Origin of the sequence: Xenorhabdus littoralis (assembly GCF_033949345.1) — a bacterium.
Taxonomy (GTDB): Bacteria; Pseudomonadota; Gammaproteobacteria; order Enterobacterales; family Enterobacteriaceae; genus Xenorhabdus; species Xenorhabdus littoralis.
The window spans coordinates 81,111-104,782 of sequence record NZ_VCDP01000034.1; the positions used below are offsets into that span (position 1 = coordinate 81,111).

Consider the following 23,672-nt stretch of genomic DNA (forward strand, 5'->3'; position numbering starts at 1 on the left):
TCACTGGCTATCTATTTTCGTCACAGGGGGTGGCTATGCGTATCTTAATTACAGGGGGAACAGGGCTGATCGGGCATCAATTGACCTGCCAACTGCTTTCGCTTTCCCATTCCATTACTATCTTGAGTCGTTCACCGCAAAAAGTGTACTCTCTGTTCTCCGATCGTGTTGAATGCTGGACGACGCTGAATGATCAGCACGATCTCAACGATTTTGATGCAGTCATCAATCTTGCCGGTGAACCTATCGCAGATAAGCGCTGGACGCCAAAGCAAAAAGAGGAACTTTGCCAAAGTCGCTGGCAACTCACTGAACACTTGAGCAAGTTAATCAATACCAGCGAATCGCCGCCGTCTGTGTTTATTTCCGGCTCAGCCGTTGGCTATTATGGTGATCAAGGGCAATCAGTGGTGACCGAAAATGATCCGCCTCATGATGAATTTACCCATCAGCTTTGTGCACGCTGGGAACAGCTTGCCTTACAGGCTGCAAGTGACAAAACCCGTGTATGTTTGTTGCGCACTGGTATTGTGCTCGCGCACAAAGGCGGAGCATTGCAAAAAATACTGCCGCTGTTTCGCTGGGGATTAGGTGGGGCAATCGGCAATGGCAAGCAATATATGCCCTGGATACATCTGGATGATATGGTCAACGGTATTTATTACCTGCTGGTATCGCCTGAATTGCACGGCCCTTTTAATATGACATCGCCTTATCCTGTCCATAATGACCATTTCAGTAACACACTGGCGAATGCACTACATCGCCCCGCCTTGGTTCGAATTCCGGCATTTGTGTTAAAAGCAGTAATGGGAGAAGCGGCAACATTGGTTTTAACGGGGCAGCAAGCTATTCCTAAAAAGTTGGAAGAAGGAGGATTTGGCTTCCGCTATTTCCAGCTAGAGGAAGCCTTAAAAGATGTGTTAAAGGCAGATGCCGACGTATATTAATGATATGTCTATATTTCAATCGGCTTAGCACCCTGCCAGCGGGTAAAGAGATCTTCTGGCAGGTCTATATCAAACTGATCAAGTATGCGATTGACCGTCTGGTCAATAATGTCCTGAATATGCCCGGGACGATGATAAAAAGCGGGAACAGGGGGCATTATCACTGCCCCGATTTCCGCCGCTTGCGTCATTAATCTCAAGTGACCTAAATGCAGGGGTGTTTCCCTCACTCCCAGCACCAGCTTACGGCCTTCTTTCAACACGACATCTGCGGCTCTGGTGATCAAACCATCGGTATAACTATGCACAATACCCGATAAGGTTTTTATTGAGCAAGGCAGGATCACCATACCCAATGTTTTAAATGATCCAGAGGAAATCGAGGCGGCAATATCACGATTATCATGTACCACATCAGCCAAAGATTGGACTTCTCTCAGAGAATAATCAGTTTCCAATGACAATGTTTGCCGGGCAGATTGGCTAATCACCAAATGCGTTTCAATGCCTGCTACGGGCTGTAAAACCTGCAATAATCTGACACCGTAAATCGCACCACTTGCTCCTGTCAGCCCGACAATCAATTTTTTCATTTTTTTCCTCTGGAATTCTGGCTATAACTGGGGTCTGTTGACGTTTTGTGAAGGGAATTTGAAAAGTATGATAATTTGGTAGCATTGTCTTCGCCAAAAAACCACAATGCCGAACCATCATGCCGTGGGCAATGTTATCAAACCCCCGATGAAAGAAGCTAGTTGTATTAATGCCATAACGTGAGCTTGTTGATCACAAGAAAGCACCCCGACTCGCCTTCGCAGGCATTTTAAATGCCCTAGTATCATTCACGACCTTTAACAAATAACCCACTAATTTTTTATACTTGATTATTTATTATTACTATTTTTCATGCTATACAATAGCACCTTACCAGGCGTTCATTGATTTGATTGGCGCTAAAACTGAAAGTTACGATTAAATGATGAACATCAAGAGCAGAACTATGAACGTAATTGTAAACCTTCTACTAGGCCGACTACTATCCGAATAGGTGGCTGCGTTTATCTGTTTTTCTTATGAAGCCACCAGTCAGGTGGTTTTTATCTATCTTGCTGGTGGAACTGTTTTTTAACCGGAGTTCCTTGTGATTTTTTTTATTATCTCCAGCATTCGATTATCTTCTCACTTCAGCCAGAAGCTGAGTTGTTCTGTGTGTTCAAATTTAAGTTCAGATAAATATGCTAACGCCTTAGCGATAAGGAGCTTAGTATGAGTCAACAATGGACTTCTCGTTTTGGCCACGTATTAGCGGCTGCTGGTTCAGCTATTGGCATTGGTGCTATCTGGAAATTCTCTTATGTTACTGCAACAAATGGCGGTGGTGCATTTCTTTTAGTTTTTTTATTGTTCAGTTTCATCATTGGCTTAGCAGTATTGATGGCTGAAAATTTACTGGGAAGCAGCACTGGCGAAAGTGCAGTAAATGCATTTAAGGAGTTATTAGGTAAGCATTGGGGAATTGTTGGTTTTATCGGGATTTTCAGTTCATGGTGTATTTACAGCTTTTATAGTGTAGTGGGTGGTTGGACGATTGGTTATGTCACGATGGCGGCAGCCGGAGAGCTGAATGTAACGGACAGCAATCAACTCACGACTATCTTTAATAACTTCATCAGTAATCCTTGGTGGCCGATAATTGCACATTTAGTCTTTGCGAGTTTAACTTGCATTGTCGTTTTAGCTGGCGTGCAGAAAGGTCTTGAAAAAGCAGGGAAAGTTATGATGCCACTCCTTATTGTCATCATGATTGTTTTAATAATTATTGGGATTCGTTTACCTGGCTCATCTGCAGGGTTGAAAATGTTTTTGTATCCTGACTTTAGTAACTTAACAGGTAAAGGGATTTTAGACGCATTAGGTCTGGCATTTTTTTCCCTGTCTATCGGTTTAGGGATACATATTACTTATAGTGCCTACTTACCAAGTAACAAAGGAATTGGTCGCTCTAGTGTTTGGGTCGTTATATTGTCGTGTCTTGTCTGTATATTAGCCGGCCTTATGATTTTTCCTGCCCTAACTGCTGCTGGATTAGAACCTAGTGCAGGGCCGGGGTTAACATTTATGACGATGCCTATTTACTTTGCTCATTTGCCCGGAGGGACTATTTGGGCCATCACTTTTTTCACATTATTACTGATGGCTGCATTAACTTCATCGATTTCATTGCTTGAACATATTGTTGCTTATGTGCACTCTCGATTCCATTGGTCTCGTCGTAAAGCTGGCTTAATTGTTACATTATCCATTATGTTAATGGGAGTTCCTGTCTCTTTATCCTTTGGTGTGTTAAGTTTTCTTACGATTGGCGGGAAAAATATTTTTGATATATTGGACTTTATTACATCAAATATTTTGATGCCGGTGTTTGGGATTATAATTTGTTTAGTTTTTGGTTGGTCAAGTAAAGCTATTTTATTAATGCCAGCTAATATGTCACCGCTAAGCCGTAAGTGTTTATTGCTTGTATGGCGATATATAGGCCCGGCTTGTATTGGAATTATTTTGGTTCACGGACTGATCTGATTTTGTGGTGAATATATCAGCTTCTCTGTGTATTCTTACTAGAGAAGCTGATATCTGTTTGAATTGAGCACCCTTTATTGCGTTGTTGATTTATTATCAAACAGGCGGTTCTCGTTTCGCGCTAAAAACAACGCCAAACCCATCTGCAACAACTCTGCAACAACGTGGTATCAGTTGAGTGAGTTATAAACACAAAACGTCAACAGGCCCTAAAAGATAATAAAAATATTACCCTTCATTATATATCTCCAGATTCTCAATTTCGCCCTGTCCTCGTACTTTCAAGGCATCATCCTTGCGCAAATTTTCCAGATAATCGAGATAAATCTGGTCAATGTCTTTCGTCACATAGATGCCATCAAACACGGAGCATTCAAATTTTTCAATATCCGGATTTTCTTCCCGTACAGCCTGAACAAGATCTTGGAGATCTTGGTATATCAGCGCATCAGCACCAATGAGCTGGCGAATTTCATCGACTTCCCTACCGTGGGCAATCAGTTCGTTGGCATTCGGCATATCAATCCCATAAACATTCGGGAAACGGACTTCCGGTGCTGCTGAGGCAAAGTAAACTTTCTTGGCTCCCGCTTCACGCGCCAGTTCGACAATCTGCTCTGAGGTTGTGCCGCGCACAATCGAATCATCTACCAGCAAGACATTTTTACCGCGGAATTCAGCACGATTGGCATTTAGCTTACGGCGTACCGATTTACGGCGCTCTTGCTGTCCCGGCATAATAAAGGTGCGTCCTACATAGCGGTTTTTGACAAATCCCTGACGATAAGGCTTATCCAGTATGTGGGCTATTTCCAGTGCGATGTCACAAGATGTTTCCGGTATGGGGATAACGACGTCAATATGCAAGTCTTCCCACTCACAGGCAATTTTTTCACCTAACTTTTTACCCATCCGCAACCGCGCGTTATATACCGAAATTTTATCAATAAAGGAATCAGGACGGGCAAAATAGACAAATTCGAACAGGCAGGGTGTCAATGATGGGGTTTCTGAGCACTGGCGAGTGAACAGCTGCCCCTGTTCAGTGATGTAAATTGCTTCTCCGGAAGCCACATCACGCAGGAATTCAAAGCCCAGTGTATCCAATGCGACGCTTTCTGATGCCACCATATATTCATGGCGGCCATCTTCCAACGTGCGCTTGCCCAATACCAGCGGCCGGATGCCATGTGGATCACGAAAAGCCACCAAGCCATGCCCGATAATCATGGCAACGCAAGCATAAGCACCCCGTATTTTTCTGTGCGTTTCCGCTACTGCCGCGAAAATAGCGTCAGGCTCCAATGGAAAATTAGGGAATTGGGTTAATTCATTAGCAAAAATATTCAGCAGAATTTCAGAATCTGAGGTGGTGTTGACATGACGGCGAGCATTTTCAAACAGCATTTTTTTCAATTCATGTGCGTTTGTCAGATTGCCATTATGCGCTAGCGTGATACCAAAAGGAGAATTCACATAAAAAGGTTGCGCTTCAGATGCGCTAGAGCTGCCCGCTGTTGGATAACGGACATGCCCTATCCCGATTGTTCCCCGCAAACGTAGCATGTGTCGCGTCTCAAACACATCTTTGACCAAACCATTGGCCTTACGTAAACGGAATCCATTGTTACCATCAATAGTCGCAATGCCTGCTGCATCTTGTCCACGGTGCTGAAGCACCGTTAATGCATCATAAATCGACTGGTTAACCGGTGTAAAACCGGCGATACCGACAATACCGCACATGTAGTCTTTCCTCATCAGCCAAGCGGAGAGGATTATCTCTCCGGCAGGAAACTCGACGCACTTTGCAGGTAGTCAAAAAACCACCTGATGATTTGACTGAACTGTGGGATCAGTTGTGACTGTTGCCAGTCCTGACTTTTGGGAAGTGGCGTGAAAGAATCTGCAACAAACAGAATGGCAGACACAATCAATACACCGCGCAACGCCCCAAAGCAAATCCCCAGAACCCGATCAGTACCTGACAGGCCAGTTCGCTGAACAAGTGAACCAATTACATAGTTTACTACTGCGCCAACAATCAGTGTTGCAAGGAATAAGATGGCAATCGCTATCCCATTACGCACCAGTTCATCTTCAAGGCGGGTAAAATATACCGCCAGATAAGTATAAAAGCGGCTTGCGACAAAGAAAGCACAACCCCAAGTTATCAAGGAAAGCGCTTCGCGAACAAAACCACGGATCAGGCTAACCAGTGCCGAGAAACCAATGATGGCGATAATCGTATAATCAATCCAGACCATATTTCAATCCAAAAATAGGCCCCGGCATTCAAGTCGGGCGCATTCTAACAGAAAACGAAAACGTTTGCGTAATAGATTTATCACTCTATCGAAAATAATTTTTTATATCTTTACGGGAAGTTTTTGCTCCCCGTGAAATAGCAATCCAATGATTATTTATAATTTTTTATTTGGCCCTGTAATCCTGTTATATCCTTCAATTCGGTCAAAATGGATTCAAGAGCCCGCCTTGATGCGTTAGGACCCACATAAATCCGTGTCAATTGTCCCTGTACCGGAGAAGATGGAATTGTGTACACCTGATGCCCGGAAAGACGCAATCTCGCCACTATTTCATTCACTTTATCCGCATTTTTCAATGCGCCAAGTTGGACAACATATGCCGTAGCTTGCGGAGCCTGTTCGACTGGCTTCGATTTAGATTTAGTTTCCGAATTGCTTTCAGGGCGAGACTCAAGCTTAGCCTGTGGCTTGGTTTCCACTTTCTGCTGAGGGGGTGACTCAGGTTTGACCGTAACTTTTGGATCTTTAGCCGTAGTTACAGGAGAAACAGTTACAGGAGGAACAGCTACAGGAGACTCAGCCACCGGCTCAGTTTCTGTGGATAACGAGCCGGACAGCATATCTTCTGTATCTAACCGCTGTTGTTCCTGTTCTTGTGTTTGCATTGCTTCCGCCGCGCCTTCCGGTGGTGTAGATGGCATGTTTTGTGTCAGGGGCGAAATCGAATCGATATCCTCTTCATCTCCCGGTTTTGGCACCAGTGGAATAGAAGCAAACTGGTCTTCGTTATATTTCTTATCGCCGTCAAATATTATGGGCAGAACAATCACTCCCAATGCTACAAGAACAATGGCTCCAACCAAGCGATTCTGAAATTTACTTGCCACGTTCCTTCTCCTCCTCCAGTGCCTCCATGACATGAGCGACTGTATGGAAAGAACCGCAAACCACAATAATATCTTGGGCTGATGCATCTTCCATTGCCTGCTGCCATGCGGGTTCCACTTCTGCAAATATTCGGGATTGTGTAAGATGCCCGGCCAATACCTCTGCTTTTGCTCCACGCTGTTCATGCAATGATGCGCAATACCATTCGTCAATCTGTTGGGAAAGACAGGCCAGCGTTCCCGCTATATCCTTGTCTTCCAGCATACCAACTACACCACGAATTTTACTGTCTGGTGAACGGGGCAATTCTGCCAGTTTCTGTATCAAATAACCCGCAGCATGAGGGTTATGAGCCACATCTAAAATGACCCGTGGAGTTTCCCGGATAATCTGGAAGCGTCCCGGTAATTGGGCATTTATCAATCCTGTGTGGATCGCTTGTGCATCAATGGCTCGACTGACGTTGTCATTCTGTTGCAGCAAGCAGTGAATGACTCCCATCGCCGTCGCTGCATTTGCCAGAGGCAGATTGGGTACGGGCAATCCATTGAATTGCTGATCTCCGGTTAACCAATTCCAGCTATTTTCATCCAGTGAGAAATGCCAATCAGCACCACGACGGAAGAGTTTAGCCCCTAATTCATCAGCAACTTCAGCAATCGAGAGTGGCATATCGGGTTCACCCACTACCGCAAATCGCCCACGACGGAAAATGCCGGCTTTTTCACGACCAATATGCTCACGATCATTTCCAAGCCAATCCGTATGATCCAGAGCAATGCTGGTGATAGCGGCAATATCCGCATCTACGATGTTAGTAGCATCCAGACGCCCGCCCAAACCGACTTCGAGGATCACAACATCAAGATCGGCTTCTTTAAAAAGCTGCAACGCCGCCAATGTGCCATATTCGAAATAGGTCAATGAAATATCACCACGCCGGGTTTCGATATCCGCAAAGACACGGCAGAAATCCTGCTCTGTTGGTTCTTTACCCTGAATGCGCACTCTTTCGGTATAGCGTACCAAATGTGGGGAGCTATACACGCCAACCTTAAGCCCTGCGGCCAGGAAAATAGATTCAAGGGCATGGCAAGTTGTCCCCTTGCCATTAGTACCTGATACCGTGATGACTTTAGGTGCCGGATTCAATAAACCTAATTGGCTACCGAGTTTTCCCACACGCTCAAGCCCCATATCAATGGCTTTGGTGTGCAGGTTATTGAGATAAGAAAGCCACGTCATCAGTGACGACGTGGCTTTAGGAGTTTGCAAAGTATCAGACATCTTCTTTATTAATATTGATGTTTAGGTCAGCTTCGACATCAGCAGGTTCAACAACAATTTCTGTTACTGGTTCTGCTTTTGTGCTTGTTCCCGATTGCGGTTGATTTGTCAACATTGCAACCAGGTTGGCGACTTTCTCACGCATTTCCAGACGATGTACAATCATGTCTATTGCGCCTTTCTCCAGCAGGAATTCACTGCGCTGGAAGCCTGCCGGCAATTTTTCACGCACGGTCTGCTCTATTACGCGAGGGCCAGCAAAGCCAATCAAAGCCTTAGGTTCAGCGATATTGATATCACCGAGCATTCCCATACTCGCCGTAACGCCACCCATTGTCGGATGAGTCAGGATACAGATATAAGGCAAGCGACGATCTTGCATCTTGGCTAGTGCCGCACTGGTTTTTGCCATCTGCATCAATGACATCAGCCCTTCCTGCATACGCGCACCGCCACTGGAAGCAAAACAGATAAACGGACAGTTGTCTTCCAAAGCCTGTTCAACGGCACGGACAAAACGCGCACCGACCACAGAACCCATTGAACCGCCGATAAAACTAAACTCAAATGCACCAGCGACTACGGGCATCTCATGCAATGTGCCTTTCATCACGATCAACGCATCTTTTTCCTGCGTCTGCTTCTGGGCGGCAACTAAACGATCTTTGTATTTTTTGGTATCGCGGAACTTCAGAATATCTTTAGGTTCCAGCTCACTACCTAATTCCGTGCCGGTGCCTTCATCCAAAAATGTGGCCAGTCTCTGGCGGGCTGAAATGCGCATATGGTGGTCACATTTCGGACACACTTCAAGATTACGCTCTAATTCAGCACGATAAAGTACTTGACCACAACTGTCGCATTTTGTCCAAACCCCTTCAGGTATACTTGCCTTGCGGGTCTGCATAATTTTGCTTTTATTTAGAATCTTTTCAATCCAGCTCATTAATGAACCTTTCCGTCTGAATCTGGCCTATCCATTTTATACCCATCGTCTTTCAGGTAGCCGCTTTGTTGACTGCATCTTGAAATCCATTGGGTATATCTTTCAGGCTACTGCCTGAAGTCTATCGGATAGAGACCAACTTTTGTTTTACGTGCCATTAAACCACAATGCCATTGCAGTGTGGATAAAAAACTGCTCAAACCTGTTAACGGTTATTTACTCACTATCTGCTGCACTACCTGTTGCTTTTTTCGATGCAGCACGGCGATGACGCCAAATTTCAATGATACCCGGCAGAATAGAAATAAAGATTATTGCCACAATCAATAACTTCAGATTCTGTTGGATGATGGGCATATCACCGAATAAATAACCAGCATAAGTGAATAATAGCACCCAGATAAATGCACCGATGACATTATAAGCAGCAAAGTGGCGATAGGACATTTTCCCCATTCCTGCTACAAACGGTGCGAACGTTCTAATAATTGGTACAAATCGAGCCAAAATTATGGCTTTTCCACCATGTTTTTCATAAAACTCATGGGTTTTATCTAAATAACTGCGTCGGAAAATTTTTGAATTTGGGTTGGTAAATAGTTTCTCACCAAAAATTCGCCCAATGGTATAGTTTATTGCATCACCGATAATCGCAGCAGTAATCATCAGGATGACCATAATATGTACATTAAGATCATTAGAACCTAACGCAGAAAGTGCTCCCGCCACAAACAGCAGGGAATCTCCCGGCAAAAATGGCGTAACCACTAATCCTGTTTCACAAAATATGATCAGGAATAAGATGCCATATACCCAATCACCATAACTGGCAACCAATTCAGCCAAATGAGCATCTATATGTAAAATAAAATCGACAATGAACTTCGCAAAATCAATAAAATGAGTTAAAAACTCCATAATATTCCTCGTTATGCCCTAACATCCCTGTCATATTTTGAATATGTCAGATTAAATTATTTATCAAAAACTGAATCATTCTCTAAAAACGAGATCGTTTTCTAAAAACAGTGGCCCCATTATTGGTTCAGGTAAACCGAAGTGAACAGGATAGTCCACCGATACCAAATACAATCCTTCCGCTTTGGCCGTTGCCGCCGCTTTTGTCCTGTCTTTCAGTGCCAGTAGCTCAGCCATCCAGTCGATCCCCTGATTACCACAGCCAATTTCCAGCAGACTACCAACGATATTACGTACCATGTGATGCACAAAGGCATTTGCCTTAATGTCCACAATAATGTAATGCCCATGCCGGCTGACATTAATGTGCATCATATTGCGCCACGGTGAATTGGACTGGCATTGCACCGCTCTGAAAGAAGTAAAGTCGTTTTCTCCCAGTAAGCTTTGTGCCGCTTCATGCATTTTTTTCTCATCCAACGGATAATGAAAATGCGTGACACCCTTCGCCAATATCGCTGGGCGATAGCGATGGTTGAAAATCACATAGCGATAACGGCGGGCTGTTGCACTGAAACGGGCATGGAATTCATTGTCCACTGTTGTGACCCAACGCACTGCAATGTTTGACGGCAAATGAGTATTAACACCCATCGTCCATGCAGCATCTTTACGTTGTGCCGAGGTTTCAAAATGCACGACCTGCCCGGTCGCATGTACTCCTGCATCAGTCCTGCCGGCACAGAAAACCACAATCGGCTCATTTGCGACTTTCGACAGGGCGTTTTCCAGACATTCCTGTACGCTTTTCACTTCTTGCTGACGCTGCCAACCATAATACCGGCTGCCGTCATACTCGATTCCCAGTGCAATTTTCACTTTTTTCACCTCTGGCACAGGCTGGCTCAGCGCTGTATCAGACATCAGTAAAATTGCTCCTGCATCAGTTTTTCTGCGATTTCCACCGCCATCAATGCGCCGCCAAAACGAACATTATCGGCAACTGACCAGAACTGTAGCATTTCTGGCATACCGTAATCATTACGCAGGCAGCCAATGCTCAAACCATCATTGCCTGAGGCATCCGTTACCTGAGTGGGATAATCACCCTCTTCTGAGACCCGAATTTCTTCAAGACGTTCAAGTTCCCCACGAGCTTCTTCTATTCCGACCGGACGCAGTGTTTCCAAATTCACCATTTGCGCAATGCCATAGAATACGGAAGATTGGACACAGCTTACGGAAACAGGTAATCCTTCATCCTGCAATATCTTGCGGACTTGGTCGACAATACGGCGTTCTTCACACACAATCCCTTCAACATCAGGCAATAAAGGCAATAAATTGAAAGCTAATTGTTTGCTGAAACGGCCTTCTTCTGGTGGAATTCCATTCAATAAACGGGCACACTGACCAGCCAGTTCGTCAATTGCCGCTTTACCGTGTACGGAAACAGGCAATATATTGGTCAGTTGTAAGCGGGCAATACCAGCCGCCTCGATCAATGGCTTGATGGCAGTTAAAACCTGACTTGTTGAGCTGTCCGCCACAGCAACAATGTTGCGGTTACGATATTCAGCCAACGCATGAGGGTTAACACTCGGAACAACCAAAGGTACATCTGGTTCCGCCGCAAACAGGCCGCTACTGTCAATTACCAGACAACCCGATTCTGTTGCCTTTTCAATATATTGTGCCGTTGCTTCCATTGTCACGGCAAAAAAAGCGAGTTGCACTTGTGACCAGTCAAATTCTTCAGCATCACGGACAGTGATGTTTTTGCCATTAAAACGCAGGATTTTTCCAGCATTCTGTTCACTGGCCAGAAGATGTAGTTCACCAACCGGAAATTGGCGATCCTGTAATAACGCCAATATCGCTTCACCTACTGCGCCCGTTGCACCCAAGAGCGCAATATTCCAACCTTCAGACATGTTGGTTTTCTCCACTTCTTTTATTTTGCTGGCAGACAGGGAACCCTGTCTGCATTAAATCAATTTTGCATTAAACCCAATTCGCGATAGTAATTGAGCACTTTTCTCTGAGTCACAATATACCGTCAAGGAAGACCACTCGCGGCGTTCTGGATACTCTTTGCGTAACCGATCAAAAGCGCCCTCCTGACCCGCGACCTGACGTAAAGGTGCATCATCACGGCGCACATCATACACTAAATGTATCAAGCGCTTCAGTATGCTTTCTGTCACTTCACCCTGTACGATAATTTGGCTGAAATCAGACGCAGGCAGTAGTTCGGACAATTCCGTTTTGCGCGGTTGCCCCAAGAACTCACAATAAGCCTCAAAAACCTGAGTAGTGCCCCGTGCCTTGCCTTCCAAGGTATAACCCGCAATGTGGGGTGTACCAATATCAACCAAATCCAGCAGGGGTAATGAAAGGTTAGGTTCTGGTTCCCAAACATCAAGCACAACACGTAATTTTTTTCCGCGTTTTTCCCCGCTTTTTTTCCCACATTGCAGAATAGAAAGTAATGCTTGATTATCAACCACTTCACCACGGCTGGCATTAATCAAAATTCGGTTGTCCGGTAATGCAGAAAGTAATTCGGCATCTGCCAGATGATAAGTCTGGTAAGGGCCTGACGGGTTAAGTGGTGTATGGAAAGTCAGAATATCCGCTTCCTTGACTAATTTGTCTAAAGGCCAGAATTCACCTTCATCACCACGATCAGCACGAGGGGGATCGCACAGTAAAGTTTTCACGCCCAGAGCCGCCAGCCGCTCAGCCAAACGCCCCCCGACATTGCCAACACCGATAATACCGACCGTTTTATCTTTGAGTTGAAACTGATCTTGTTCAGCCAATAACATCAGTGCAGAAAATACATACTCAACTACAGCGATCGCATTGCATCCGGGTGCGGCAGAAAAACCAATTCCAGCTTGCGACAGCCATTTTTGATCGACATGATCCATTCCCGCAGTAGCAGTACCTACAAATTTCACTGAACTGCCCTGCAATAAAGATTCATTAACTTTAGTGACAGAACGCACCATAAAGGCTTTCGCATGTTCCAAAACACCCTCTGGCACCGGACGCCCCGGAATTGCCTGTACTTCACCTAATTGCTGAAAGAGTTGTTCAGCATAAGGCATATTTTCATCAACCAGAATTTTCACTTTTCTCATCCAACGGCTTAAATGGGCGTGACCCGCTATTCTGCCACTTTATCTGCATAAAACCTAATACCCTTCATCTTTCACTTTCTACCGTTCACTTTCTACCTTTCTACCTTTCTAAATTAATTGCCCGAAAGAATGAGCATGTAGAGTACACTCTGTCTCCGCATCCAATATTTCATCACGGAAAGAGAGTGTATCGAGTAGCGCTGGTTGAAACACTTTTTGATTCATCTCTGCCTTTTTGGTCATTTTTTCTCCCGCGATTTTTATGGCATGTAATAAATAAGGGTATATATCTTGTCTTAATTTCCACATCTGTTGGCTGATTAACAATATATATATTAAATCGGTCATTGCTAAACTAGATTAACTAGATAACCAATTTACTTATCGAAAAAATTGAGCACAATGAAGAACTTACTATTTCCTCTTATTGCCGTATTAATCTGGTCAATCAATGCCGTTGTCAGCAAAGCGGCCAGCACCGTAATTGAACCCGCTTCCATTGCTTTCTATCGCTGGTTTATTGCTTTCCTGGCTTTGACTCCGTTTGTCTTATTGCCAATCCTGAAACAGCGGAAAACAGTTGCCCGGTATTGGTGGAAGTTATTAACTCTCAGTTGTCTGGGCATGGTGCTTAACCAAAGTCTGGCATACTATGCAGCCCATACTGTCAGTGCGACGATAATAGGGATTTTCACTTCATTGATTCCATTATTGACTGTCATTCTCAGCATTTTTGCCTTGCGAACTACCCCTACAATCGGCATCACCTTAGGTACGGTACTTTCTTTGTTCGGCCTTGTGTGGCTGGTCAGCAAAGGAGAACCCGCCTCCTTATTGCAACATGGTTTGGGTATCGGAGAAATAATGATGTTTATCGCAGCGGCTTCTTACGCCTTTTACGGTGTATTAACAAAACGCTGGGCAATTACATTACCCAACTGGCAATCACTCTATGTACAAATTGCCTTCGGCGTTTTGCTGCTTCTGCCTAATTTCCTGATGACGGATAACGTTCACATAACGTCCGATAATATTTCCCTTGTGCTATTCGCAGGCATTCCCGCCTCAATTATTGCGCCCTATCTGTGGATACAGGGTGTGATTCGTATCGGCGCAAACATGACGTCTATTTTTATGAATTTGGCACCCGTATTTACTGCAATCATCGCTATTTTGGTTCTCCATGAAAAAATGCACAGCTACCATATCATCGGAGGCGGTATCGTACTGGTTGGCGTAATAATTGCACAACAGTTACGCATCCCGCTCACTCGCAGAAAACCGAAATATAATTCGAACCAGCAATCCTCCCAGTAACTCACTAGGCAAAAGCTGGAGAGCGGCACCGTGATACAGGCTGATTTCTTTGACGATAGTCAGCCCTAATCCAGTCCCCTCCAGCCCTGCGGCGTTATCCAGACGATTAAACGCCATCAGTGATTGGTCAATATTGTCTTGTGCGATCCCCGGCCCCGAATCATCAACTTCAAGGTAACAATATTTTTTGTCCGGGGTTATGTGCACTCTGCCTGTCACAATACCCATTTGAGGAGTATATTTGATGGCATTGTCCAGCAAATTGGCGCACATTTCCGCCAGCAATAAGGGTTCACCTTTAATCCATAAACACGCTTCCCCTTCATAGCCCAAATCAATATTTTTGCTGTCTGCTTGTTGTAAACGGGAAAAACAAGCTTGCTGCAATAGTTCGACAATATTGACTGGCTGATAATTTTGTATCGCCTCCTTTTCATGTACTTTAAGTTGGGATAACTGCAATAAGCGATCCGCCAGTGAAATCATGTTATCCAGACTTTTGTTAATCGCTGTCAGAATTTTTTCTCGCTGATTTGGATCTTGTTCACGATGTGCCACAGCAACCTGTGTTTTCAGTACAGCTAAAGGTGTCCTGAGCTGATGGGATGCATCTGCGCTGAATCGTTCCTGACGCCCAACCATTAATTTCAAACGTCCGATATATCGGTTGAAAGCCTGAAGTAGTGGGGAAAGTTCAGACCACGGCAAAATATCCGGCAAAGGTGTGAGATCATTCGCCGAGCGACAGAGCATAATGCCGGAAAGTTTTCGCAATGGTTTAAGTAGCTGCTTAAGTAAGATATAAGCAAGAAGCAGAGTCAATAAGACCACCGCCCCCTGATTTACCAAGGAAGAGAGCAAAAATTGCTGAGCTATGTCTTGACGGGAAATCACCGTTTCAGCTACCAATATCAGCGCCATTCCCATAATGCCGCCTTCATTGACGGGCTGGTACATTGCTACCACACGTATCGGTTGTCCCCGATATTCCGCATCATAAAAATATGCCAATGCCGTATACAAGGGTGAACGCTGGATATGTTGCGGTATTAAAGGGAGGTCATCATAACCCGAAATTGTCTTACCTTCCGGTGAGATTACTTGATAGTACAAGCGATCATTGGTATTGCGTTCAAAACTGTCCAAGACAACATAGGGGACATCAACGATCAAATGATTATCCCGAACGATCAGGCGCTCAGTCACCGTTCTGGCTGATGCAAGCAATGTACGATCATAAGCCTGTGTTGCGGAATTTTCCACATTGGTATATTGGCTATAAACAGAAGCGCAACCGAGCAATAATAACGGGACACCAAAGAACAGTAATAATTGATGGAATAATGACCGTGGTATTTTGAAAAACTTCATGATTCCTGCCGCCCCAGCCGATACCCCAAGCCACGTAATGTTTCTATTCCCACATCACTGTTGAGTAATTTTTTCCGTAATCTATGCACATACAATTCTATGCTTTGTAGATTTGCATCATCTGACAGAGAAAATACCTGCTCAAACAGTTGCTGTTTCGAAACAGGTCGTCCTCTACGCTGAAATAATGTGGTTAAAACTGATAATTCTCTGGGCGTCAGTGCCAACGGTACATTATCCAATAAGAAATAACCTTCGTCTTCATAAGACAATGAACCGAATTTCAGCGTTTCTTGCTGAATACCCGAACCACGTCGCAATAGCGCTCGTACGCGAGCCTCTAACTCCTGAAAATCAAAAGGCTTGGTTAAGTAATCATCAGCACCTGAATTTAATCCTTTCACGCGATCTGTCACATTTGTTTTCGCTGTCAGTAGTAAGACAGGTAAATTTTGCCCCCGCTTTCGCAGCCGTAATAGCAAGGAGATCCCGTCCAATCGAGGCAAAGCAACATCCAAAATCAGTAAGGCATAATTTTCTGTCTGCAAAAGCTGGTCTGCCGCAATGCCATCCTCAGCCAGATCAAGTACAAATCCAGAATTGCTCAATGCCTTCTGTAGCCAGTGAGATAAATCAGGATGATCTTCAACTAATAAGAGACGCATATTAAAAATATCCCCATATATTGATGATAATAAGTAAGTCATATTATCGAAGGAATGAGCCTATTTAGAACTTATATTTAATCTCTCTGTTAAAAACAATCCTAAAAAACAATGAAGATTAATTACATAGCCGCGATATTTAGATAACATGATTATGTATAAGCTAACAGAAAAGTCACACAGAAAATTAATTCATTGAAAATAATCTTATCTAGTAACTTAATTATATTTATATCTCCTAAATTTATTATGTTACACATTCCTCCCCTAAAATAACTGATACATATTATAGAATAAATATCATGAGTACTTAAAAATATCATCCAGAAATTAATATTTATATAGTAGGGGAAAATTTATAAAAAAATCATTCATGTATTTAAAAGTTATTTTCTGTGATAAATTCCCACCGTCATCCCTGATGAAACAGGACTCAAGTTGACGTTCTCTGTCATTATTGTCACAAATCAGAAGAAATCAAATAACATGGTAAAGGAAGTTCGTTACCACTGCTATGTCTGTCACAGGATTTTTCAACTGTAATTATGGCTACTGCGCCTGCAAGTCAAGAGTTAATTGTGATTATGGGATGAACAACTCCGACATCTGTGACACCACATAAGTACTGAAATTGTCTATTGGAACAATCATGAAAATATTTAAAATTCATTCTCCGAAATGTGGCAACAATTCCACTATCAACGACACTTAGTAGACACACCATCCAGTTCATCCTCGAAGTCAATAAGCAATGGTCGTGGATAGCAGAAGAATAGTGCGAGTTCGGGTATGCCTGAGAGTCTCGTTTGAAGCAAATTATAATGCATGTTGTGGGTGTCGGGAGCTCCACGATTTTGCGTCAACTTCTGGAATTATTATCGTCTTTTAACATCCATCTTTCTGTACGGATAGTTTTAATTATTTTTTGTGATGACTATCAAATCACAAATGAAAAATCTTCCCATTTAAAAAATTTAACACTTAATATTATACATATGCATTTTATTACTCTTATTAATTATTAATAATATTTTTTAAATGACAATTATTAAATTAAAAAATAATTTAATAATCCTATATTCACAAAGAGTAAACTATCAATAGAACAAAAATTATTTTTTAAAATATAATACCAAACATTATTAAATTTAGTAGATCCAGATCACATCTAGATATTTTTTTAAGCCAATGAAAGGTAAATGAAAGATTTCACAGTTATTAATAGTATATCCCAGAAGATTGTCTGAACAATTTTTTACTGGTGCCATGAGAAAAATAAAATGAAATCGATCAAAACTCTAACCGCTGCAACTTTACTTTTTTTTACCAATATTTCAGATGCCTATTTTCCTGAAAAAACGGAGTGTATTGCCCCAGCAAGACCTAGCGGTGGATTTGATTTAACCTGTAAATTAGTTCAAGTTACCTTATTGGATACTAAAGCAATTAATTCTCCAATGAGTGTAACTTTCATGCCAGGAGGAATTGGTGCTGCCACCTATAATACCATAATTGCTCTACGACCTGCTGAACCCGGCACTATTGTTGCATTTTCAGGAGGATCTCTGTTAAATCTTGCTCAAGGAAAATTTGGTCGTTATGGCGTAAATGATGTACGTTGGCTAGCTAGTGTAGGAACAGATTATGGCATGATTGCCGTACGTGCTGATTCACCTTATAAGACACTAAAAGACTTAATGGATGCATTCAAGAAAAATCCTGAAAGCATAGTATTCGGTGCCAGTGCATCCATTGGTAGTCAGGATTGGATGAAAACAGCACTACTAGCCAGAGAAGTAGGAATTAAGCCACAAAAAATACGTTATGTTGCGTTTGAAGGGGGCGGTGAACCGATTATAGCGCTGCTAAATAATCATGTTCAGGCAGTATCTTGGGAACTAAGTGAAACTTTCCCCTATATTACTAATGGTAAAATTAGAATTCTTGCTATCTATTCCGAAAAACGTCTAGGTGGAAATTTAGCTAATATCCCAACTGCAAAAGAGCAGGGTTATAACCTCGTTTGGCCAGTCATTCGCGGTTTATATATGGGACCAAACGTCTCTAATGAGCAATACCAATGGTGGGTAGATACATTTAATAAATTACAAAGGACAGACATATTCAAAAAACAGCGTGAAATGCGAGGATTGTTTGAATTCAACATGACAGGAAAGGAATTGGATGACTATGTAAAAAAGCAAGTGCTTCAATATCATGAACTAGCAAAATCTTTTGACTTAACAAAATAAAAATAAAAACCAATCCACTTAATAAGTGAATTGGCTTGCAGTATAAAAAATCAGTCTGAATATTTGCGCATCACCAGGGATGCATTTGTACCGCCGAACCCGAAGCTATTGGACATGACTGTTCTTAGCTCGCGTTCGGTAGGTTCAGTGATAATATTCATACCCAACGCTTTTTCATCTAAATCTTCAATATTGATACTTGGAGCAATAATGCCATGTTCCAACATCAGCAAGCTGTAAATCGCTTCATGAGCACCGGCTGCGCCCAATGAATGCCCGGTCATTGCTTTAGTGGCAGAAATAGCAGGTGTATTGTCACCGAAAACTTCTCTGATGGCTTCCAATTCTTTCAAGTCACCAATTGGTGTTGACGTTCCGTGGGTATTGATGTAATCCACATCACCTTCAATACTCTCTAACGCCATCTTCATACAGCGCACAGCACCTTCCCCTGAAGGCGCTACCATATCTGCGCCATCTGAATTTGCGCCATAACCAATGATTTCAGCATAAATATGTGCGCCACGAGCCAGTGCGTGTTCTAACTCTTCAACAACGACAATACCGCCACCACCAGCAATCACGAAACCATCGCGATTTTGATCATAAGTACGGGAAGCGCGTTCTGGTGTTTCATTATATTTAGTGGAAAGTGCTCCCATTGCATCGAATTCACAAGCCATTTCCCAACTTAATTCTTCGCCACCACCTGCAAAAATAACATCCTGCTTACCGAGTTGGATTAACTCAACAGCATGGCCGATACAGTGTGCTGAAGTTGAGCAAGCAGAACTGATGGAATAGTTGACGCCTTTTATTTTAAAAGGTGTTGCTAAGCAAGCTGATACACCAGAAGCCATCGCACGCGTAACCATATAAGGCCCGACGCCACGCAACCCACGGGAACGCATTCCATCTGAACCCGCAACTTGGTTATATGGAGAACCGCCTCCTGAACCAACAACTAGCCCACTCCGAAAATTAGAAACTTGTTCATCAGTGAGGCCTGAATCTTTAATCGCCTCATCCATTGCCAGATAAGCATAAATAGATGCGTCACTCATAAAACGTTGGATTTTGCGGTCGATCAAACCAGATATGTCCAGCTTTACGTCGCCCCAAACGTGGCTACGCATTCCCATTTCTTTAAATTTTTCTGAGAAAGTTATCCCGGAACGGCCTTCTTTCAGAGATTCCAACACCTCTTTCTGGTTATTACCAATACTGGAAATAATACCCAGACCAGTGATCACTGCACGTTTCATTGCTTACCTCATCAATATGTTTACCTGCGGGACTTTTTCCCCCGCACTTTAGCGTACACTTGTACGCCGAACAAGTCCGATCAGGTTAAAAATTTACGAATAAATTGACCTGAACTCCCCTCAGAAGCTTTTTCGTGGGTGGTGCAACCAAATGAAGACCGTTAAAATCTCCATATTATTCTCATCAACAGTACAGGCATTATTGTGAAAAACAGTGCTATCAGCAGTGCTACCCTAAGCTGGAATGAACAGGGCACTCCCATTTCAGAGCAGTTTGATGATGTTTATTTTTCAAATCAAGATGGCTTGGAAGAAACTCTATATGTATTTTTGAAAGGTAATAATTTCCCGCAACGTTTTAGCACGCATAGCCGTTCAGATTGCGTTATTGCAGAAACCGGTTTTGGTACTGGTTTGAATTTCCTGACTCTTTGGCAATCCTTTTTTCTTTTCAGAAAAAAATATCCTGAGGCATCGTTAAAACGACTCCATTACATCAGTTTTGAAAAATATCCATTAAAACCAGCAGACCTGAAAACTGCACACCAACGTTGGCCTGAACTTCAGGCGTTTTCTGAGCAATTATGTCAGCAATGGCCTTCACCTCTGGCTGGCTGCCATAGGCTAATTCTTGATAATGGCGCAATCACACTGGATCTTTGGTTTGGAGATGTAAATGATCTATTACCGAAGATAACGTCAAGCCTGACTGGAAAAATTGATGCTTGGTTTTTAGATGGTTTTGCCCCATCTAAAAATCCACAAATGTGGAGCGAACAGTTGTTCGCTGCAATGGCGAAATTCTGTCGCCCTGAAGGTACATTTGCGACCTTTACATCTGCCGGTATAGTCCGTAGAGGATTACAGGAAGCTGGCTTTACGGTTTCAAAAATTAAAGGGTTCGGACGCAAAAGGGAAATGCTGACAGGTATTTTATCTCCATCAGCCAGTCCTGTTTCCTCTTCATCTCACACGCCATGGTTTGCCCGACAAACAGCGTCCGATACCAATGATATAGCCATCATCGGTGGTGGTATTGCCAGTGCACTGACCGCATTTGCGTTATGGCGCCGTGGTGCAAAAGTCACGTTGTATTGTCAGGACGAAAAAGCCGCTCAGAATGCATCGGGCAATCAACAAGGTGCTCTTTATCCCTTGCTGAATGGTCAAAACAATCCATTAGAACGATTCTTCACATCCGCATTTACTTTTGCCCGTCGCCAGTATGATCAATTGCTGAATGAAAATGTATTGTTTGACCATCAATGGAGTGGAGTCAGCCAGCTCGCTTACGATGAAAAAAGCGGCAGAAAAATTGACAAGATGCTTCAAACATTCTGGCCGGAAGAAGTTGCGCTTGGCATGGATAGACAACAATTGAGTCAGGTGAGTGGATTGGACGTAAATTATCATGGTATTCACTACCCACAAGGAGGATGGTTATACCCTGCACAATTAACTCAGACAGCCATTGAACTTGCTGAACAGCGTGGAATGCAAGTCTATTTCAATCATAAAGTCACGCAGCTAATTCAAGGTGAAAATGGCTGGCAGTTACAGATTGAACATCAAGAAAACCTACAACACAAAAACCATAACGTTGTTATTATTGCCAATGGTCATTGTTTAACGCAATTTGAACAAACTAAGAAATTGCCAGTCACCGCTGTACGCGGCCAGGTAAGCCATATTCCAACCACAAACAAACTCAGCCAACTGAAAAATGTTCTGTGTTACGATGGCTACATGACACCCGTTAATCCCAATAATCAATACCACTGTATCGGCGCCAGTTATCAACGCCAACAACTGGATACAAAATACTCTCCTGCCGAGCAACAAGAAAACCGTGAGCGTCTGTTGAGATGTTTTCCTGATGTCGATTGGGTACAGGAAGTTGATATTTCGGAAGAAAAATCCCGTCAGGGTATACGATGTGCTATTCGGGATCATATGCCGATGGTCGGAAACGCTCCAATTCTCAGCGAGATTATGAAGAAATATGCCGATTTGCCCCAAAAGATAAATACTGATGAGGCTATTGAAGAATCCCCTTGTTACCCTGATTTATTTGTTTTGGGGGCGTTAGGTTCACGTGGTTTATGCTCCGCACCTTTGAGTGCTGAATTATTGGCGAGTCAGATTTTTGGGGAAGCATTACCACTTGATGATGAAACATTAGCCGCTTTACATCCAAATCGCTTTTGGGTGAGAAAACTGTTACGCGGCAAGGCCGTTAGAACTGAAAAATCTTAAAACAATTTATTCTTCTGCATTAAATATAGAAACGCATCAGGTAGAAAACTTCATGCCTGATGCAAATTCCAGAGTTTCCATTGTCATAGATCAGCACAATACCCCAAATTCAATACCTCAAATTAAATACCTCAAATTAAATACCTCAGATTCAATGTCCGGGTTCAATAATTAGACGTTTCATTGCGCAGCGCTGCTCTTCCGCAAATCCATAATCAATTTCATTTTTTAAAATTTGCTGCAATCCTTCAGTAATCTGCTGAGAGTCTAAGATATTAAATCCCAATCGGTGATAAAAAGGAGCATTCCAGTTAACCTGACGAAATGTTGTCAATGTAACTGCTTTAAGATGACGTTGCTCCGCAACTTGAATGACTTTTTCAATCAATGCCTTGCCTATACCCCTCCTCTGCCAATCTTCATGTACTGAAAGTTCCATAATATGTAGCGCATCGTCCAGTGGCTTAACTAAAATAAAACCAATGGGCTGAGAGTCTTCGCTAAGGGCAACCCAGCTATTACCTTGCGAGATATAATCCAGATGTTGCTGCTCGGTTTGCACATGAGCACCCGCTATCCAAGCTAATTCAGGTATAAATAGAAATAATTGCGCGGCGGAATGTTCTACTGCTGGTAACAGGTTAGCATCTGATTTTTGTGTTAATTGAATAGAAAGCATAATTTACCTTAATAACTACTCCATTTTAATTCTTTTATTAAAATAAAAAGATCTTAATGCTTTTACTTGCTCCATTGAAGACTCAAAGCATAAATCTCATGGAAGCAATAATCACACCAGAAACACCAAACATTATTGTCACCATCCATTTTGTTTGAGAAACGACTTTATCGGATAACTCCTTACTGATAGATGCCATTCCACTCTTCAATGATGATACATCCTCCTTCAATGATAATATATCACCCTTCATTGATGATATATCACTCTTCAATGATGATACATCCCCCTTCAATGATAATATATCACCCTTCATTGATGATATATCACTACGTACAGATATCATTTCATGGCTCAACAACGACACATCGCCACGTACAGAAGATATTTCTTTGTGAATCAACGTATGAATAGCCTCAACATCTGCTTTTGTCGCATAGTTTGATTTTATGACCGCAATATCTGTTTTTATTTGTGTAACATCTGATTCCAGGTTTTCAACTCTTTTCTCTAATATTGTATTCATTGTTTTTCTCCCAAAAAAGTTTAAGTAATCAAAATTTATCGACTTCGATAACAAGTTTATTTTATTATTTTCAGTATGATATCTATAATTATTTTGAGAAAAGCTGCTTTCCGGTTTCATAGAGGTTCTCCTGAAGTATCCTTTTTCAGTTTAAACTTATCAAAATGAGTTTATCTATTCTGTTAATACCCTACTCTCCTTACTAATTTACTTATAATCTCTCCCCTGGCTAATTAGTCGACTATTTACATATATTAGTTACCTAATTAGATAAAACCTCTTCTTTTCCACCGCATTGTTATTCAGACTTTAACATCACTACTTATTTAAATCATCAGGAGTTCAACTAATAA

21 protein-coding genes are annotated in these 23,672 nt (G+C 42.6%); 5 read left to right on the forward strand and 16 right to left on the reverse strand.

The features are described from left to right. Nucleotides 1-35: 35 nt before the first annotated feature. The gene (locus tag FE394_RS10080; protein ID WP_319926261.1) at nucleotides 36-950 is read left to right on the forward strand and encodes a TIGR01777 family oxidoreductase; all 915 of its coding nucleotides are present in this window, start codon (nucleotides 36-38) and stop codon (nucleotides 948-950) included. 8 nt (nucleotides 951-958) lie between these two features. Here FE394_RS10080 and FE394_RS10085 read toward each other — a convergent pair whose 3' ends face one another. Beyond that, nucleotides 959-1,543: a UbiX family flavin prenyltransferase gene (locus FE394_RS10085; protein WP_319926262.1), complete on the reverse strand. Its 585-nt coding sequence runs from the start codon at nucleotides 1,541-1,543 to the stop codon at nucleotides 959-961. 673 nt (nucleotides 1,544-2,216) lie between these two features. Here FE394_RS10085 and FE394_RS10090 point away from each other — a divergent pair. Further along, nucleotides 2,217-3,530, forward strand: a complete 1,314-nt coding sequence (locus tag FE394_RS10090; protein ID WP_319926263.1) for a sodium-dependent transporter — start codon at nucleotides 2,217-2,219, stop codon at nucleotides 3,528-3,530. Nucleotides 3,531-3,758: 228 nt separating this feature from the next. Here FE394_RS10090 and purF read toward each other — a convergent pair whose 3' ends face one another. The 10 genes from purF to FE394_RS10140 form a co-directional block, all read right to left on the reverse strand. Further along, nucleotides 3,759-5,276 (reverse strand): amidophosphoribosyltransferase, encoded by a 1,518-nt coding sequence (purF, locus tag FE394_RS10095; RefSeq protein WP_319926264.1) that lies wholly within the window; start codon nucleotides 5,274-5,276, stop codon nucleotides 3,759-3,761. Nucleotides 5,277-5,308: 32 nt separating this feature from the next. Next, the gene (gene cvpA / locus FE394_RS10100) at nucleotides 5,309-5,797 is read right to left on the reverse strand and encodes a colicin V production protein (RefSeq protein WP_319926265.1); all 489 of its coding nucleotides are present in this window, start codon (nucleotides 5,795-5,797) and stop codon (nucleotides 5,309-5,311) included. Nucleotides 5,798-5,949: 152 nt separating this feature from the next. Beyond that, nucleotides 5,950-6,687: a cell division protein DedD gene (gene dedD / locus FE394_RS10105; RefSeq protein WP_319926266.1), complete on the reverse strand. Its 738-nt coding sequence runs from the start codon at nucleotides 6,685-6,687 to the stop codon at nucleotides 5,950-5,952. Beyond that, nucleotides 6,677-7,975 carry a bifunctional tetrahydrofolate synthase/dihydrofolate synthase gene (gene folC / locus FE394_RS10110; protein ID WP_319926267.1) on the reverse strand — a complete coding sequence of 433 codons (1,299 nt, stop codon included), beginning with the start codon at nucleotides 7,973-7,975 and terminating at the stop codon, nucleotides 6,677-6,679. Before folC ends, dedD begins: the two co-directional genes overlap by 11 nt. Beyond that, nucleotides 7,968-8,921 carry an acetyl-CoA carboxylase, carboxyltransferase subunit beta gene (gene accD / locus FE394_RS10115; protein WP_319926268.1) on the reverse strand — a complete coding sequence of 318 codons (954 nt, stop codon included), beginning with the start codon at nucleotides 8,919-8,921 and terminating at the stop codon, nucleotides 7,968-7,970. The genes folC and accD overlap by 8 nt, the downstream gene beginning before the upstream one ends. A gap of 216 nt (nucleotides 8,922-9,137) precedes the next feature. Further along, nucleotides 9,138-9,839, reverse strand: a complete 702-nt coding sequence (locus FE394_RS10120) for a DedA family protein (protein WP_419836327.1) — start codon at nucleotides 9,837-9,839, stop codon at nucleotides 9,138-9,140. A gap of 75 nt (nucleotides 9,840-9,914) precedes the next feature. Continuing rightward, complete coding sequence (gene truA / locus FE394_RS10125) at nucleotides 9,915-10,763, reverse strand: tRNA pseudouridine(38-40) synthase TruA (protein WP_319926269.1); 849 nt, start codon at nucleotides 10,761-10,763, stop codon at nucleotides 9,915-9,917. Further along, entirely contained in the window at nucleotides 10,763-11,773 is a 1,011-nt protein-coding gene (locus FE394_RS10130) for an aspartate-semialdehyde dehydrogenase (protein WP_319926270.1), read from the reverse strand. Before FE394_RS10130 ends, truA begins: the two co-directional genes overlap by 1 nt. 54 nt (nucleotides 11,774-11,827) lie before the next feature. Then, entirely contained in the window at nucleotides 11,828-12,979 is a 1,152-nt protein-coding gene (pdxB, locus tag FE394_RS10135) for a 4-phosphoerythronate dehydrogenase PdxB (RefSeq protein WP_319926271.1), read from the reverse strand. Between the two features lie 117 nt (nucleotides 12,980-13,096). Next, nucleotides 13,097-13,231 (reverse strand): hypothetical protein, encoded by a 135-nt coding sequence (locus FE394_RS10140; protein WP_319926272.1) that lies wholly within the window; start codon nucleotides 13,229-13,231, stop codon nucleotides 13,097-13,099. Nucleotides 13,232-13,390: 159 nt separating this feature from the next. On the opposite strand from FE394_RS10140, the gene FE394_RS10145 reads away from it, so the two are divergent. Then, nucleotides 13,391-14,305: a DMT family transporter gene (locus tag FE394_RS10145; RefSeq protein WP_319926273.1), complete on the forward strand. Its 915-nt coding sequence runs from the start codon at nucleotides 13,391-13,393 to the stop codon at nucleotides 14,303-14,305. On the opposite strand, the gene FE394_RS10150 is transcribed toward FE394_RS10145, so the two are convergent. Both FE394_RS10150 and tctD read right to left on the reverse strand, forming a co-directional pair. Further along, nucleotides 14,243-15,676, reverse strand: coding sequence for a sensor histidine kinase (locus FE394_RS10150; RefSeq protein WP_319926274.1), 1,434 nt, complete (start codon nucleotides 15,674-15,676; stop codon nucleotides 14,243-14,245). The genes FE394_RS10145 and FE394_RS10150 overlap by 63 nt on opposite strands. Beyond that, on the reverse strand, nucleotides 15,673-16,341 hold the full coding sequence (tctD, locus tag FE394_RS10155) for a transcriptional regulator TctD (RefSeq protein WP_319926275.1): 669 nt from the start codon (nucleotides 16,339-16,341) through the stop codon (nucleotides 15,673-15,675). The genes FE394_RS10150 and tctD overlap by 4 nt, the downstream gene beginning before the upstream one ends. Before the next feature lie 1,280 nt (nucleotides 16,342-17,621). On the opposite strand from tctD, the gene FE394_RS10160 reads away from it, so the two are divergent. Beyond that, the gene (locus FE394_RS10160) at nucleotides 17,622-18,593 is read left to right on the forward strand and encodes a tripartite tricarboxylate transporter substrate binding protein (RefSeq protein WP_319926276.1); all 972 of its coding nucleotides are present in this window, start codon (nucleotides 17,622-17,624) and stop codon (nucleotides 18,591-18,593) included. A gap of 50 nt (nucleotides 18,594-18,643) precedes the next feature. Here the strand turns inward: FE394_RS10160 and fabB are convergent, their stop codons facing one another. After that, complete coding sequence (fabB, locus tag FE394_RS10165) at nucleotides 18,644-19,858, reverse strand: beta-ketoacyl-ACP synthase I (protein WP_319926277.1); 1,215 nt, start codon at nucleotides 19,856-19,858, stop codon at nucleotides 18,644-18,646. Nucleotides 19,859-20,062: 204 nt separating this feature from the next. Here fabB and mnmC point away from each other — a divergent pair, with 204 nt between their 5' ends. Continuing rightward, a complete protein-coding gene (mnmC, locus tag FE394_RS10170) occupies nucleotides 20,063-22,114 on the forward strand; it encodes a bifunctional tRNA (5-methylaminomethyl-2-thiouridine)(34)-methyltransferase MnmC2/FAD-dependent 5-carboxymethylaminomethyl-2-thiouridine(34) oxidoreductase MnmC1 (protein ID WP_319926278.1) in 2,052 nt (683 codons plus the stop codon). Between the two features lie 151 nt (nucleotides 22,115-22,265). Here mnmC and FE394_RS10175 read toward each other — a convergent pair whose 3' ends face one another. Beyond that, nucleotides 22,266-22,793 carry a GNAT family N-acetyltransferase gene (locus tag FE394_RS10175; RefSeq protein WP_319926279.1) on the reverse strand — a complete coding sequence of 176 codons (528 nt, stop codon included), beginning with the start codon at nucleotides 22,791-22,793 and terminating at the stop codon, nucleotides 22,266-22,268. An 82-nt stretch (nucleotides 22,794-22,875) separates the two neighbouring features. Continuing rightward, nucleotides 22,876-23,439 (reverse strand): hypothetical protein, encoded by a 564-nt coding sequence (locus FE394_RS10180; RefSeq protein WP_319926280.1) that lies wholly within the window; start codon nucleotides 23,437-23,439, stop codon nucleotides 22,876-22,878. Nucleotides 23,440-23,672: the final 233 nt, after the last annotated feature.